This is a genomic window from Bacteroidota bacterium (genome assembly GCA_034439655.1).
Classification (GTDB): Bacteria; Bacteroidota; Bacteroidia; order UKL13-3; family UKL13-3; genus CANJUD01.
In genome coordinates, this window is sequence record JAWXAU010000057.1 from 1 (window position 1) to 15999 (window position 15999).

The window sequence follows — 15999 nt, forward strand, 5'->3', positions numbered from 1 at the left end:
CTGCACGGATATTGAGCAATTTCGCTATAAAGCCTTGCAGCAAAATCAACGACCTAATTGCATAAAATACTAATTTATAGTAAGTATAACAGTTTTTTTTAGTTTATGAGCAGACCCTAATTAGTTGGCAAAGTCCAATCATCCCAAGCTGCTATGCAATCGGCTTTTAAAAGGTTTAGGATTTGTTATCCCGCCAATCCCTGTTTTTATCCCGCCAATCCCTCAATTTTCCCATCTAGCCCTGCAAATCCTGATTTATAATCCTCCTAAAATAAAACAACCCCTGCATTGCTGCAAGGGTTGTTTTATTATATTTTTCTATTTACGCATAAGTAGCAGTTGTCTCCGCAAGGAAACTATCTACATCGGCCAAAGGCATACTAAATGCTTCGGCTACGCCTGCATATACAATTTGTCCAGCAATTACATTCAATCCCAATTTCAAATCGGGCATGTCTTTGCAGGCTTGCTTCCATCCTTTGTTTGCAAGTTGTAATGCATAAGGAAGTGTGGCATTGGTTAAGGCAAGGGTTGAAGTATAAGGAACCGCACCGGGCATATTGGCTACGCAATAATGTATTACATTATCTATAACATAAGTGGGCTCGGCATGGGTAGTTGGTTTTGAGGTTTCGAAGCAACCACCTTGGTCAATGGCTACGTCAACTATTACTGCACCGGGTTTCATAGTTGGCAACATTGCACGGGTAATTAAATGAGGAGCTTTGGCACCAGGAATTAATACACCACCAATTACTAAATCAGCAGTTTTAATTGCACGGCGAATATTATACTCATTACTGTATTCAGTTTGCACATTGGCAGGCATGGTATCATCTAATTGTCTCAATCGGTTTAGACTAATATCCATAATAGTAACATTGGCACCTAATCCTGCAGCCATTTTAGCGGCTTGTGTACCAACTATACCACCACCAAGTACAATTACTTCAGCAGGTTTAACACCGGGAACGCCGCCTAGTAAAATACCGCGACCGCCCATTGGTTTTTCTAAATATTTGGCACCTTCTTGTATGCTCATGCGGCCTGCTACTTCGCTCATGGGTATTAATAATGGAAGGGCACGGTCACGCTCTACAGTCTCGTAGGCAAGACATACAGCACCACGCTCTATCATAGCATGCAACAAAGGTTCGTAACTGGCAAAGTGGAAATAAGTGAACAATAATTGGTCTTTCTTAATCAGGTTATATTCTGATGCGATAGGCTCTTTAACTTTAATAATCATTTCGGCAATAGCATATACTTCCTCAATAGTGGGGAGCATTTTAGCCCCTGCTAGCACATATTCTTCATCGCTAAAACCGCTACCACTTCCGGCAGTAGCTTGCACATAAACGGCATGTCCATATTTTACAAATTCAGCGGTACCGGCGGGTGTAAGTGCCACACGGTTTTCATTGTTTTTAATTTCTTTGGGTACTCCAATAATCATGTTATATTTTTTTTTAAGGGTGCAAAATTAGGCAGAAAACTTTGGAATTAGGATATTGATCGCCTCGGCGAATGGGATTTGGGGAATCGAGATTCTGGATTTAGTTCGCCGCGGTGAATTGGCGTAAGCCCCTATTTCCTGAATCCTAGCCTACTTCTTAGGTAAAATCTGTCCCTTTATATAAATAGTATGGGGCTGATTAATGGAGTTGCTATATACCAAAAAACTTTTGAGGTTGCTCCCCAATGGTCTATCCTTCGAGTTAAATTTAACAGTGATTGAACCCTCTGCTCCAGGTGCAATAGGTTCTTTTGTAAAAGCTGAAACTAAACAACCACATGAAGGTGAAACTTTATTAATAATAAGCGGTTGGTCGCCACTATTTTTGAAACTAAAAGTATGGGTAACTATGGTACCTTGTTTAATACTGCCAAAATCATACTTCTCACTTTCGAACTCAATATTTGGCCCACTCAATTCAACAATTGCAGTAAATAATAAAATGGCTATTCCTTTCAGCATTATAATTTGGAGGTACTTTGCGTGCAAAGGTAAACTATGTAGCACCAAATTTCCTAATTTGACAAGCCTTTGTTATTGCAGTTCTTGTTGGTTAATGGTGAATTCCCATTTCAGTTCCCCTTTTGTGTTATAACACTTAATTAGTAGGTTTCTGTTATTCTTACCTCCTGAAACGGTGAGTTGGCAATAGTTGGGTTCGGTAATTAGTGTTTGCTGTATTCGCAAAAGGTTAACAGTCTCTTTGGTTTTCAACACATTACTTCCTTTGCTGGTCATAGGCGAACAAGTAAGTTCATAATATATCTTTCCATGGGGTTGTTCAGGTTCGTCCTCTTCGGGGTTATCGCCTGTATTTTTTTCGTTCGTTTTAGTTTTCTTTTCTTTTTTCTTTTTTTCTTTCACAGGTATGGGGTCAACCGCCATTTGAGAGCTGTCTGCAATTTCCAATTTTAATATTTCGGTGTGGTGCCTATCCCCGCTTAAAAATACAATTCCCGCTATTTTCATCTGGGTAATAAAATCTAACAATTCTTTTCGTTCTTTTAAATAGTATACATACGATTCTTGGTCAGTATTGGTATTGAGGAATTGGCCGCCCATTACTACAAACTTGAATGATGCTTTGGAAGCTAACAGTGATTGTTTAAGCCAATCAAGTTGGTGAGAACCTAACTGTGTTTTGTGTGATAACAAACTATCGGGCATATCGTCTTCATCCCTGAAATACCTGTTGTCCAATAAAAAAAAATCGCAGTCGCTCCATTGCATTTTACTATATATACCTTCTCCATCTTGTCCATAAGTTTTGTTACCCCAATATTCCTTAAAGGTATTTAGGGTTATATTTTTTAGACCATAAGTTTTGCCAGAATTATTGGGCCCAAAGTCATGGTCGTCCCATATTGCATAGTTGTTTTTGGTGGCCAATAATTTGTGTAGTTCCTTTTGTTTGCGGGTATGGAAATATCTATATTTAATTCCACTCTCGCTGCTCATATCCACTTCACGCAAATAGGTATTGTCGCCTAACCAAAGCATAAATTGTCCTGGAGTTTCGGCCATACTTTTAAATATTTGCGGATTCTGCCCATAGGGTTCGCCCGGACGGTCGTATATAGAATCGTTGATATAGGCACACGACCCTGTTACAAAACTAAATGAGGGTGCCTCTTTACGCCATTCCCATAGTTCCTTTGTTCTAAACTTAAGAGGGATATCATTTTTATAATGAATATCGTCAAGAATTAATTTATAAGTATAGGTTTTGCCGGGTTCTAAATTGGGAATTATAAACTTGCAAATATTTTGGTCGCAGATTTCATTGGCCTTTGTATAATGCGATACCTCTCCTTTTTGTGTGGTATCGGAGTCGCAGGTATAGGTAAGTTTAATTCTTTTGGCACATTTGGTCATTACCCATACCAAACATTCACGATGCTCGGCATAACCCAGCATAGGTCCAGCCAATACGCGAGGTGCCTGTGAAAATATAAATTGGTTGACAACGAGAAAAATGCTAAGGGACAGGAGAATCCTTTTGTTCATGCTGCAATATTAAATAGAAAAGCACTACAAAATGATTGTTGTTTTATTATCATTGTGTGGATATGCAACTGTCACCCTGAGTTAATCGAAGGTCAATAATTAAAGCCTCCAACGCTTCGATTAACTCAGCGTGACAGTATTATATATTCTTCAAAACACTGGTAGCTTTGCCTAACAAAGGCAATAGTACAAAAGTAGCCAATGCCCAACACCATCCGCAATATGCACCCACTATTATAGCAATAAGAATACAATAGATTGGATATGTAACCAATAACATTCCAAAGAAAACCGAATCGTAAAACACAGAGTTCTTGGTAAATTTGGCAGCTAGGTTTTTAACTGGGAAAAAGAGTGGTGCATTGAGCAAAAATCCTAGCAAAGCAGGTAATCCCAAGAGTATATAATATAATACTTTGCTGCTTCCTTTTACTGCTTTGAACATTTCAAAATCGCCACGGTGGAATTGGTTTTCAAATGCCAAGTCGCTTATATCACCGGGTTTTTCTACAATGTTAGGTTTGAGTTGTTCGTATAATAATTGGTTGAATTTGAGAATATTTTTCCCATTCATTTCGGTGCTTTCAAATTGATTTGCGGTAATAGGTTCGCCAAACTTAAGTATTAATCTTTTGCCAAATAATCTGTAAGAACTTATACTAATGCCCACAGGTTGTACTATTAAATCGTGTCCAATCTGCGGATGGTTCCAACCTTGAAAAGCCAAGCGGGCTGTACCTTTCTTTAAAGGTCGAAGTTTCCACTCATTAATACATAAACCTTCGGAGAATATGAGAACGGCTTCCTTATTTATCATCACACTTTTGCTGGCATTAAAAGTCTCGTCGTTCAAGCTCAAGTTTTCTTTGCCTTCGCTTAATCTATATATAGGAATGGCATTGATGGCCTCCAATATTTTGCGGGCACGTGGTTTTTTAAACACATCGCCTCGGGTGAGTATATGCACGGGCACATCGAACAAAGAGCAAAGCGTAACTCCATCTATAAATGCATCAGGGTGGGTGCAAGCCAAAATTATAGGGCCGGGTTTCTTTAATACTTCTGGCTTGTTTATATATATTTTTCTGTAGAAAAGCATACGGGTAAGCGTGGCCATAAAAGCACAAAATCTGTATATCATGCTGCAAATGTATTGACAACTTACCTTGTTTGCGGTTTGGATTTGACAAGTTTTGTCGGTTTGCGTCGATTTGACAACTTTGCTTGTTGAAAGGATGACTTTGAAAAATCGTAGATATAAACCGTGAAATAGCAAAAAATTAATAAGGTGAATATGCATATATTGTAAAAATAGACCCTATTAGCTAAATATTGCAACTACTTTCACCAAACTTTAATTTTTCGGACAAAAAGTTAGATGCTTTTTTTAGATTTTGCTTCATTCACTGGTCTATTTCAGCATTTGAGCCATCATTTTATAAAATTTAGTATCTATTTTTACAATTCTTATTCACATTTGCCTTTTCAGAGCACAAAATCAAACTATCTTTGCCCACCATATAATAAACCCTAAAAATCCCTTATGCGTTTCAAAGCCCTAGAACTTATCGAGTCACGTAAACCACTCGAAGTAAAACCTCCACAAAGACTGAGCGATATTTTTGCCATCAATGTATTTGGCGACGAGAATATGAAAGCACACTTAAGCAAAGAAGCTTATAATGCCATTAAAGATTCTATTAAAAACGGTTCCTCCGTCGACCGAAAGTATGCTGACCAAATTGCTACTGCCATGAAGCAATGGGCTATATCAATGGGTTGTACGCATTATACACATTGGTTCCAACCTCTTACGGGCACTACAGCCGAGAAACATGATTCATTCTTCGAGCCCGATTCAAACGGTAAAGCTATGGAGAAATTTAGTGGGAATGCCTTGGTGCAGCAAGAACCCGATGCATCCAGTTTTCCCAGTGGCGGGATTCGTAATACTTTCGAAGCCCGCGGCTATTCAGCATGGGATCCTTCGTCGCCAGCTTTTTTAATTGACAATCCCAGTGGTAAAACATTATGTATTCCTACCATATTTGTAAGTTATACTGGCGAAGCTCTCGATTATAAAGCACCTTTGCTCAAAGCATTGAACGCCCTTGAAGAAGTTACTGTTGATATTTGCCGCAGCTATTTCGACCGTGATGTGCGTAGGGCTCATGCATCGTTGGGTATAGAGCAAGAATATTTTTTGGTGGACGAAGCCTTGCACAATGCCCGCCCCGATTTGGTATTAACAGGCCGCACACTTTTGGGACATGCCCCTGCCAAGGGACAACAATTGGAAGACCATTACTTTGGTTCCATCCCTGAGCGTATTCATAGTTATATGGTAGATGTGGAATGCGAAGCCATTAAACTGGGCATCCCTTTAAAAACCCGACATAATGAAGTAGCTCCCGCACAGTATGAGTGTGCTCCTATGTATGAAGAAGTGAATTTAGCAATAGACCACAACCAATTGTTGATGGATATTATGGAACGCATTGCACGCAAACATAGCCTAAAAGTATTGCTGCACGAGAAACCCTATGCAGGAGTAAATGGCTCGGGCAAGCATAACAATTGGAGTATTATAACAGATACAGGGGTGAACTTATTATCACCTGGCAAAACACCCAAGAACAATTTGCAGTTCCTTACTTTCTTTATCAATACTATTAAAGCCGTTCACGACCATGCAGATTTGTTGAGGGCTTCCATTGCCCATGCGGGTAACGACCACAGGCTAGGAGCCAACGAAGCACCACCTGCTATCATGTCGGTATTTATTGGTAGCCAACTTACCAAAGTATTGAACGACTTTAAAAAAGAATATAATAAAATAGGTCGCCCTCGTTTAGAGCAAGACTTAAAACTTCAGATAAAAAAGATACCCGAAATACTATTAGACAATACGGACAGAAACCGCACCAGTCCTTTTGCGTTTACGGGAAATAAATTTGAGTTTAGGGCAGTGGGCAGTAGTGCCAATTGTGCCAATTGTATGATAGTACTAAATACTATTGTTGCACAACAACTCAAGGAATTTAAAGCAGAGGTGGAGCAACTAATGAAAGACGGAGAGGCCAGCCAAAACAATGCTATCATTACCATCTTGCGTAAGTACCAAACTAAAAGCAAACGGATATTGTTTGAAGGAAATGGGTATAGCGATGAGTGGGTGAAAGAAGCCGAAGAACGTGGATTGAGCAATATTAAAACTACCCCAAAAGCCTTGGATGCTTATATGAGCAAAGCATCAAAAAAATTATTTGCCAGTAGTGGGGTATTCAGCGAACGTGAGCTGGAAGCCCGCCACGAAATTATGCTAGAAACTTATGTGAAAAAAATACAGATAGAAAGTCGTGTATTGGGCGAAATAGCCACCACACAGGTAATTCCTGTCGCATTAAAATACCAAACCGAGCTTGCCAAAAATATTGAGGCACTTAAAAATGCAGGTCTAAAAGCAGAACATTATAAAACACAAATGGATATGGTAGTAGGAATTAGCAACCATATAAAAAGTATAAAAACCGCAGTAGATGATATGACGGAAGCCCGCCGTGTGACTAATAATGTGGAAGACATGCACAAGCGTGCAATAGATTACTGCGATAAAGTAAGACCATACTTAGATTTGATACGTGAACATGCTGATGAGCTTGAATTTATAGTGGAAGATAAAATGTGGGTATTGCCAAAGTATAGGGAGTTGATGTTTGCGAGATAATAACTAGTATTAAGTGGTCAGTTGTTAGCAGGCTATTCGGCGGCTTGTAGTTAACACCACGTTTTTTTATCATATTTGCAATACAAACATTTTATCTGTAATACTGTTTAGTATGATATAATTTGTATTTAGTTATTAAAATCTTAAACAACTATTGTTATGAAAAAAGGCGATATTAAAAGAATCCTTGTTCCCGTTGATTTTTCTGAAACATCAGAAATTTCCTTGGTTGAGGCCATGACGCTGGCCAAACGTTTGAGTGCAGAAGTTTTTATTCTGCATGTTATTGAATCGAGCGGTTATTACTATTCTATTTTTCCTGAGAAAAGTGTTGCACTGCCTTCATTTAACGAAGTAAAAAAGGCGGTTAATCAAAAGATGGAGATTCTACAGGGAAAACTTGCCAAAAAATATGGTGTTACCATACATCCCTTTATAGTAAATGGCCATATCGATACCGAGATTATAGCCCTTGCTAAAAAGAAAAAAATTGATATGATATTCATGGGAACCCATGGTGCATCGGGTTATAAGGAAGTATTTATAGGCAGCAATGCCCAGCATGTAGTTACGCTATCCAATGTTCCTGTTATAACCATCCAGCAAAAAAAGGACAAAGCAGGTTTCAAAAATATATTGATTCCTATCGACGATTCTTTGCATAGCCGTGAAAAAGTAAACATTGCCATGCTCATTGCTGAAACTTTTAAATCGTATATCCATTTAATCGGACTGCCCGAAACTAAGGATGAAGAGGAAGTGAACAAGATTAATATTAAACTTGCCTCAGTTGAAAAAATTATTAACGATAGCAAATTAGGTTATAAAACAACAGTAGTGCACGGAAAAAATTTGGCGAAAGCTGCTATTAAATATGCCAAAGAAAATAATTGCGATTTGATTGTGATAAACACAGGTCACGAATCGCAGACTGGAATATTTTTGGGTGCCTTGGCTCAACAGATTGTTAACCACTCTAGCATACCTGTTTTAAGTTTTAAGCATTCAGAAGATCATTATAGTGCTGATACGCCTGCTTTTGGGATTTGAAGAAGGAGTAAGGAATAAGTGTTAAGTACTTATCCTTTACTACTTATTCCTTACCCCTATATATATTGTGGATACATTTGCAAAACTCCCCAAAAACTTCACATCCTATTAACATACCTTTGCATCCCATAAAGTACGCAACATTAGCGTTGGCGTGGTTTTTTTATGGAGAAAGTAAAATATATATTTGTAACCGGTGGCGTTACCTCTTCCCTTGGCAAAGGCATTATTTCAGCATCGTTAGCCAAACTATTACAAGCACGTGGCTATTCAGTCACTATACAAAAGTTCGACCCCTATATCAACTTAGACCCTGGCACATTAAATCCCTATGAGCATGGCGAATGCTATGTAACCGACGATGGTGCCGAAACCGATTTAGACCTCGGCCACTATGAGCGTTTCCTCAATGTGCCCACTAGTCAGGCTAATAATGTTACCACTGGACGCATATATCAATATGTAATTGATAAAGAACGCGAAGGTGCATACTTGGGCAAGACCGTTCAAGTAATTCCGCATGTTACCGACGAGATAAAACGCCGTATGCAATTGCTGGGAAATACAGGGCAGTTTCAAATTATTATAACAGAAATAGGAGGTACCGTAGGTGATATAGAAAGCCTTCCATATATAGAAGCCGTGCGACAACTGAAATGGGAAATGGGCCACGATGATTGTATGGTAATACATCTCACACTTGTTCCCTATTTGGCCGCAGCGGGCGAACTGAAAACCAAACCTACTCAGCACTCCGTAAAGTTATTATTAGAATCGGGTATACAACCCGATGTATTGGTATGCCGCACTGAGCATGCCTTGAGCGATGAGATACGTAAAAAAATTGCACTGTTTTGTAATGTAAACCGCAATGCGGTAGTAGAAAGTATGGACGTGGAAACTATATATGATGTGCCCATGAAAATGCTGAAAGAAAAACTGGATCGTACCGTATTGGCAAAAATGAAATTGCCACTAAAAAACGAACCCGAGCTGGAGCATTGGAAAGACTTTTTGTGGAAACTCAAAAATCCAAAGATGGATGTTGAGATAGGTTTGGTAGGGAAATATGTAGAATTACCAGATGCCTATAAATCGATAGTAGAAGCATTTATACATGCGGGTGCACAGCGTGAGTGCAAAGTGCATTTACGTTATATACACAGCGAAGGTATTACAGAAGAAAACGCAAAGTATAAACTCGGCCACCTTGACGGTGTATTGGTAGCACCAGGTTTTGGCGATAGAGGCATAGAAGGAAAAATAGAAGCTATTAAATATGTGCGTGAAAATAACATCCCCTTCTTTGGTATATGCTTGGGGATGCAATGTGCGGTAATTGAATTTGGACGCAATGTATTAAAAATGAAAGATGCACATAGCACCGAAATGAACCCCAAAACCAAGCATGCCGTGATAGATATGATGGCTGAGCAAAAGAAAATTTCGCAAAAAGGAGGAACCATGCGTTTGGGCAGTTACCCATGCACTTTATCCAAAGGTTCAAAAGCATTAACTGCTTATGGCAAAGCAAACATAAACGAACGCCACCGGCACCGCTACGAGTTTAATAATAAATTCCAACAAGAATTTATCGATGCGGGCATGTCGTTTACAGGTATTAATCCCGAAACAAACTTGGTTGAAATAATAGAACTTAATAAGCATCCCTATTTCTTAGCAGTGCAATATCATCCCGAATTAAAGAGCACAGTTGAAACACCACATCCTTTGTTTGTTCGTTTCATTAAAGCTGCACAGGAGCATAAGTTGGCGGATAGATAATGCATATAATGGTTAATGCGTTACAGCTGATTTTTTCGGATGCCAGTGGTTGTGTGTTTTCACCAATCACTAAAATACAGATAGTATAAACTATTAGGCAAATATATATTCAGAACATTATGCTAGTGGTATTTGTCATACCGAGTGGGCGAGGGATCTACGATGTTAGGCATTAGTGTTTCGCTTAATAAGTAGTAGAGGTCTCCTTCGTCGACATGACAAAACAACTGCGTCTCGAGTGCATTACATATTATTATATAGTTATAACAAACGTAACATACCTCTTCCAATCTACGTCCCTAAACGCTATTCGCCGCGGCGAACTAAATCCCGAATCCTAGCCCTATATTTGCACATTAAATGCAGTTCGTCAATCCCGGTTTTTTGTGGGCCATGCTGGCGGTATCCTTACCGATACTCATACATTTGTTCAATTTTAGGCGGTTCAAGCGGGTTATGTTCACCAATATCAGCCTGCTTAGGAATATTCAAATTGAAACCAAAAATAGACAAAGAGTCAAAAACCTACTGATACTTTTAGCACGTTGTTTGGCCATTATATTTTTGGTGATGGCATTTGCCCAACCTTTCATTCCTGCCAGCAATCAGAATACCGATAACCGCCGCCGTGCCGTAAGTGTATATATAGATAATTCTTATAGCATGAACGCCACAGGCAGCAGCGGCGACCTTTTGCAAACAGCCAAGAACCGTGCAAGAGAGTTGGTGAAAAGCATGCGTGAGACCGATCGTTTCCAGATATTGAGCAACGATTTCACGGGCAAAGGCCAGCATTTATTAGGCAAAGACGAAGCACTGGCAGCTATCGATGAAGTGAAATTGAATCCAGTAAGTCGTTATATGTCGGCCATTATGGAAAGGCAGAAAGAAGCGTTGAGCCGAGCAACTGGCATGCGTAAGATGGCTATTATGGTTAGCGATTTTCAAAAGACCACCGCCGATATTTCAGCATTGAAACCTGATAGCAATATACAAACTTTATTGGTGCCACTTAAGGCCAATGAAGTGCAAAATGTTGCGATAGATTCTTGTTGGTTCGAGAGCCCTTTTATACAATTGAATGGTGCCAATAAACTGATGGTTTCTATTAAAAACTATGGCGAACAAAATATAGAAAATGGTTCTATCAGTTTGAAGTTAAACGGAAAACAAAAAGCAGTTTCAGGATTCAATTGCGGAAAGCATACAAGTGCCACAGCAGTATTATCTTTCACATTAGACCAAGCAGGATGGCAGAGCGGAGAGCTGGCCATAGTAGACAATCCCATTACGTTCGACGATAAGTTTTATATAGCTTTTGAGTCGGCCAAAAACTATAATATATTATGTGTGAATGGCAACGCAGAATCATCTGCAATCAATAATGTTTTTGCAACGGAGCCTGTGTGTAAGCTTACCAATTTACCTGAGAGTAGAATAGATTATCAACTATTATCAAAAAGCGATTTGGTGATATTAAATGGGTGCAATGAAATTAGTAGCGGTACTATTGATGAGCTTAATAAGTATATGAATAAAGGAGGGGATCTTATGGTGTTTCCGGGTGTGAAAGGAGTAGATAAATTGAATAATTTAGTAGTAGCCTATCAATTAAAATATATAGAAAAGCCATCTGAAATAAAAACTGAGGTAGAACAAATTAATGAACAAAGTAATTTGTTTGCGGGAGTATATGAAAAAAAATCGCAGCAAGATGAATTGCCCACCGTAAAAAAGTTTTATAAGATAGAAGCGGGAAATTCATCAGGATTTGAACCAGTGATGAAACTAAAAAACGGAGGTTGGTTTGCTATACAATCAAAAGCAGGTAAAGGTAAAATCATAATGGTAGCATCGCCGCTATTGCCCGATTGGTGTGGTTTGGCACAAAGTCCTTATTTTATTCCGATGATGTTGAAAGCAGCATTTATTAGCAAACCGATAGGGAACTTATTTAATAGAATTGGAGGCAATGGATTGGTACCTTTGGGCGTAGAAGTATTGAAAACGGAGAAAGGGGTTAAGCTATCCAAAGATAAATTGGAATTGGTTCCCGAATTATTGAACCGCAATGGCGAAACATTTTTATATACTGCCGACATGATGAAAGAGGCAGGAAATTATATATTGGCGGCGAATAATATGAACCCTGCCATTGCTTATAATTATAATAACTTGGAAAGCGATATGAGTTGTTACGAAGCAGCAGATATAGAAAAACAAATTACCAATACCAGTATAAAACTTATTGAAAATAGCGATCAAAAACTAAACGATGGACTGAGCCAACTTGCACTGGGCACGCAGCTTTGGAAGGCATTTATATGGCTTGCATTACTGATGGTTATGATAGAAATTGCACTCATTAAATTTTTGAAATGAAAGCACATATATATTTAAAAAACTGCATCCTCCACCACATTGGACATCCTTTGCATAGTAAGCAAATAGATATGGAGGTGCAAGATGGAATCATTTCGCAAATGGGCGAAAGTATTATATCAACAGCCACAGAAATAATTGAAAATGCACATATATCTGCGGGCTGGTTCGATATGCGGGTAAGCTTTTGCGACCCAGGAAATGAGCATAAAGAAGATTTAATAAGCGGTGCAAAAGCAGCAGCGGCAGGAGGTTTTACAGGTGTGGCTACTTTGCCAAATACCGTGCCTGTTGCCGATAATAAATCGCAGATCGAATATCAGAAAAACATTCAACGCGGTGGACAAATGTTGGCGACTGATATATATCCAATGGGGGCATTAAGTGTGGGCTTACTGGGCAAAGACATGGCCGAGTTATATGATATGTTTCAAAGCGGTGCCATCGCATTTACCGATGGCGATAAAGCCCATACCAACAGCGGTTTGTTGATGCGATGTCTGCAATATGCAAAAGTTTTCGGGGCACCTATTGTCGTTATGGCGAACGACGAGGAGTTGAGCAAAGGTGGAAAAATGCATGAAGGACTGGTGAGTGTAAATTTGGGACTAAAAGGTATTCCTGATATTGCAGAGACTGCACAAATACAAAAGTGTTTGGAGATAGTAAGATATACAGAAGGCAAACTCCATTTCAGTAAAGTATCAACTCCACAAGGTTTGCAATTGATAGCGGCAGCAAAAGCAGAAGGATTGAACGTAACTGCCGATATAAGTATTCAACATTTAATACATACCGATACAGCGTTAGAAAGTTTCGATACACATTATAAAGTGATGCCGCCATTACGTCCGCAAAATTATATAGATGCTATGATAAAGGCGATAAATGATGGTACGATAGATTGCATAGTATCCGATCATAAACCCGAAAATATAGAAAACAAGGCAGTGGAATTCGATTATGCGGCCACGGGTTGTATAGGCACGCAAACATTATATAGTGCTTATCAAACTTATTTGGCAGATAAGATAAGCTTGAATATTTTTGTCAAGGCTGTATCTAACAATCCCAGAAATATATTAAACCTTCCTGCGATACAGATAGAGCAAGGTGCGGCAGCCAACCTCACTGTATTTGACCCAACAGAAAAATGGATATATAATAAGCAGAACAATCTTTCCAAATCATATAATACACCATTTGATAATATGGAATTTACGGGCAAGGTTTTGAAGGTTATAAAATAAATTGGTATAAATTATAAAAGATTGTTGTAATTTTGAAGAATTATGAGTAATATTATTGAACGCATTACATGCAACCCTGATATTTGTGATGGAAGACCCACGGTTAGAAATACTCGTTATACAGTTGATTTAGTTCTTGACTTAATGGAATGGGAGCAGGCATGAGCGAGGACGAAATAATTCTAGATTATCCAGCAATGGAGAAAGGAGATATTAGGGCGTGTCTTTTGTTCACATCCAAGCTACTTAAATGCAAATCAATTCACCATATTTCTGCATGAAGTTTGAACTTTTGGTGGTAAAAAATAACTTGATAGAATTAAACAATACTGAGTTATTGCTTTCGAAAATTAATGTTCAAAAAAAATCGTAAGTCGTACTCGCCGCAGCGAGGTAAATTGTAAATCCCCACGCATATTTGCAACACTAAAAACCATATAATACCGAATGATTCTTACCGACAAACAAATTCTTGACGAAATATCCAAAGGCACTATCCTTATTGAACCCTTTAGACCCGACTGCATGGGCACCAATAGCTACGATGTGCATTTGGGGCGATACTTGGCCACTTATCAAAACCGTGTGCTCGATTCAAAGCAACATAATAAAATAGATGAGTTCACCATACCCGAAGAAGGATTTGTATTGCAACCCGGTACTTTATATTTGGGTGTAACGGAAGAATATACCGAAACCCATGCCCATGTTCCATTTTTGGAAGGTAAATCCAGTACTGGACGATTGGGAATTGATATACATGCTACTGCAGGAAAAGGCGATGTTGGGTTTTGCAATACCTGGACACTCGAAATTTCTGTAGCACAACCAGTGCGAGTATATGCAGGTATGCCAATCGGTCAGCTTATATATTTTGTAATAGCTGGTGAAGTAGATAATTATTATAATAAAAAGCGTGATGCCAAATACAGCACCCGCACGGTGAAACCTGTAGAGTCGATGATGTGGAAGAATAAGTTTTAAGTCTGATGATTTTGTCCAAGTACCATTAATATTTTAGTACCTTGAAAAAACATCTAATTGTTCTAATAGTATTATATGCATTATTAGCGTTACTGTCATTAAATAGACATTCAAAAGCAGTATTATATAGTTTTACTTCCGAAATTTGGGCAGATAGAGCGGGGTACTTTGTATATATGCCGGCTACTTTTATATATAATTGGGATGCTGATAAACTACCTAATGGTATTACAAAAAAACAGGTTTTGGGTTTGCAATAGATTCAGCAACCCATAAAATAGCAACCAAGCACCCTTATGGTACCGCACTTTTAGCTACCCCATTTTGGTTAATAGCCCATCTGCTATCGCCCGCTAATGATGGCTTTAGTATATATTATCAAAAGGCAATCAATTTTTCTGGCGTGTTCTATTTCCTAGTAGGGATTTATTTTATTTTCCTACTTCTTATACGCAAATTTCCGCCTTGGGTTGCTTGGCTTAGTTGCCTGTGTATTGCTGGCGGATCAAGCGTTTTGTACTATTCAGTGATAGAAGGAGGGATGTCCCATATATATAGCTTTGCCGTTTTTTCTATACTCATATACCTCATTGCAGTAAATGGTTTTAATACAAAATGGGCTTATATAAAGGTAGCTTTACTAGCTACTTTAATCATTATTATCAGACCAATTAATATATTATTCTTGATTCCAGTTTTAATGTTTTATGGTATTGAAACTGGTGAACAGAAGCAGCGTTTAAAATTGCTTTTAGATAAGCGTATGTTTATGTAGGGCCTACCTATTGTTATTATTCTGCTAATTCCCCAATTGTATTACAATTATTATTGTAACGGACATCTCAGCTTAGATTCCTATCAACAAGAAGGATTTATATATAAGTTTTCACCCTTTATAGCCACAGTTGCATTTTCGCCCAATAATGGATTATTTTGCTATGCACCTATTTTGCTTGTTATATTTGGATTCACTACATATAAAGCACTGAAAAAAGAAGCAAATATGTTATTTCCCACACTATTAATATTGTTTTATATTTATCTATATGCATCTTGGTCTTCATATAATTTAGGTTGTAGTGTTGGTCATCGAGCATTTACTGATATAATGCCACTATTGTCAGTTCCAATTGCAGCAATTATATATAGTAAGAGGCGATATTTGTTTATTCCAACATTTATTGTATTGGTAGGCTATACTACCATGCTCACTATTGTTTGGCCTGGTAGCTATTTTGGTAATAGCGACTGGAATTGGGAATGGTTATGGAATTTTCTTATAACTAGTTTCTGATATT

Annotated in this window: 13 protein-coding genes and 1 pseudogene; 10 read left to right on the top strand and 4 right to left on the bottom strand. The window is 38.4% G+C overall.

The window, feature by feature from the left end; all coding sequences use genetic code 11:
* Window positions 1-322 precede the first annotated feature (322 nt).
* The 4 genes from ald to SGJ10_03375 all read right to left on the bottom strand — a co-directional run bounded on the left by ald (window position 323) and on the right by SGJ10_03375 (window position 4664).
* On the bottom strand, window positions 323-1456 hold the full coding sequence (ald, locus tag SGJ10_03360) for an alanine dehydrogenase (protein ID MDZ4757164.1): 1134 nt from the start codon (window positions 1454-1456) through the stop codon (window positions 323-325).
* A gap of 150 nt (window positions 1457-1606) precedes the next feature.
* On the bottom strand, window positions 1607-1978 hold the full coding sequence (locus SGJ10_03365; protein ID MDZ4757165.1) for a DUF1573 domain-containing protein: 372 nt from the start codon (window positions 1976-1978) through the stop codon (window positions 1607-1609).
* A gap of 72 nt (window positions 1979-2050) precedes the next feature.
* The gene (locus SGJ10_03370) at window positions 2051-3523 is read right to left on the bottom strand and encodes an alkaline phosphatase D family protein (GenBank protein MDZ4757166.1); all 1473 of its coding nucleotides are present in this window, start codon (window positions 3521-3523) and stop codon (window positions 2051-2053) included.
* Between the two features lie 139 nt (window positions 3524-3662).
* Complete coding sequence (locus SGJ10_03375; GenBank protein MDZ4757167.1) at window positions 3663-4664, bottom strand: 1-acyl-sn-glycerol-3-phosphate acyltransferase; 1002 nt, start codon at window positions 4662-4664, stop codon at window positions 3663-3665.
* 402 nt (window positions 4665-5066) lie between these two features.
* Between SGJ10_03375 and SGJ10_03380 the strand changes: the two genes are divergently transcribed.
* The 10 genes and pseudogenes from SGJ10_03380 to SGJ10_03425 all read left to right on the top strand — a co-directional run bounded on the left by SGJ10_03380 (window position 5067) and on the right by SGJ10_03425 (window position 15995).
* Window positions 5067-7250: a glutamine synthetase III gene (locus SGJ10_03380; protein ID MDZ4757168.1), complete on the top strand. Its 2184-nt coding sequence runs from the start codon at window positions 5067-5069 to the stop codon at window positions 7248-7250.
* 159 nt (window positions 7251-7409) lie between these two features.
* On the top strand, window positions 7410-8300 hold the full coding sequence (locus SGJ10_03385; protein ID MDZ4757169.1) for a universal stress protein: 891 nt from the start codon (window positions 7410-7412) through the stop codon (window positions 8298-8300).
* A gap of 165 nt (window positions 8301-8465) precedes the next feature.
* Window positions 8466-10085 (top strand): CTP synthase, encoded by a 1620-nt coding sequence (locus SGJ10_03390; protein MDZ4757170.1) that lies wholly within the window; start codon window positions 8466-8468, stop codon window positions 10083-10085.
* A gap of 360 nt (window positions 10086-10445) precedes the next feature.
* A complete protein-coding gene (locus SGJ10_03395; GenBank protein ID MDZ4757171.1) occupies window positions 10446-12467 on the top strand; it encodes a BatA and WFA domain-containing protein in 2022 nt (673 codons plus the stop codon).
* A complete protein-coding gene (locus SGJ10_03400) occupies window positions 12464-13717 on the top strand; it encodes a dihydroorotase (GenBank protein MDZ4757172.1) in 1254 nt (417 codons plus the stop codon). Before SGJ10_03395 ends, SGJ10_03400 begins: the two co-directional genes overlap by 4 nt.
* Before the next feature lie 42 nt (window positions 13718-13759).
* Window positions 13760-13998 (top strand): annotated as a pseudogene (locus SGJ10_03405) (DUF433 domain-containing protein).
* Between the two features lie 166 nt (window positions 13999-14164).
* A complete protein-coding gene (gene dcd / locus SGJ10_03410; GenBank protein ID MDZ4757173.1) occupies window positions 14165-14701 on the top strand; it encodes a dCTP deaminase in 537 nt (178 codons plus the stop codon).
* A gap of 41 nt (window positions 14702-14742) precedes the next feature.
* A complete protein-coding gene (locus SGJ10_03415) occupies window positions 14743-14961 on the top strand; it encodes a hypothetical protein (GenBank protein ID MDZ4757174.1) in 219 nt (72 codons plus the stop codon).
* Between the two features lie 266 nt (window positions 14962-15227).
* Window positions 15228-15476, top strand: coding sequence for a hypothetical protein (locus SGJ10_03420; protein MDZ4757175.1), 249 nt, complete (start codon window positions 15228-15230; stop codon window positions 15474-15476).
* A 36-nt stretch (window positions 15477-15512) separates the two neighbouring features.
* Window positions 15513-15995 carry a hypothetical protein gene (locus SGJ10_03425; protein MDZ4757176.1) on the top strand — a complete coding sequence of 161 codons (483 nt, stop codon included), beginning with the start codon at window positions 15513-15515 and terminating at the stop codon, window positions 15993-15995.
* The last annotated feature ends 4 nt before the right edge of the window (window positions 15996-15999 follow it).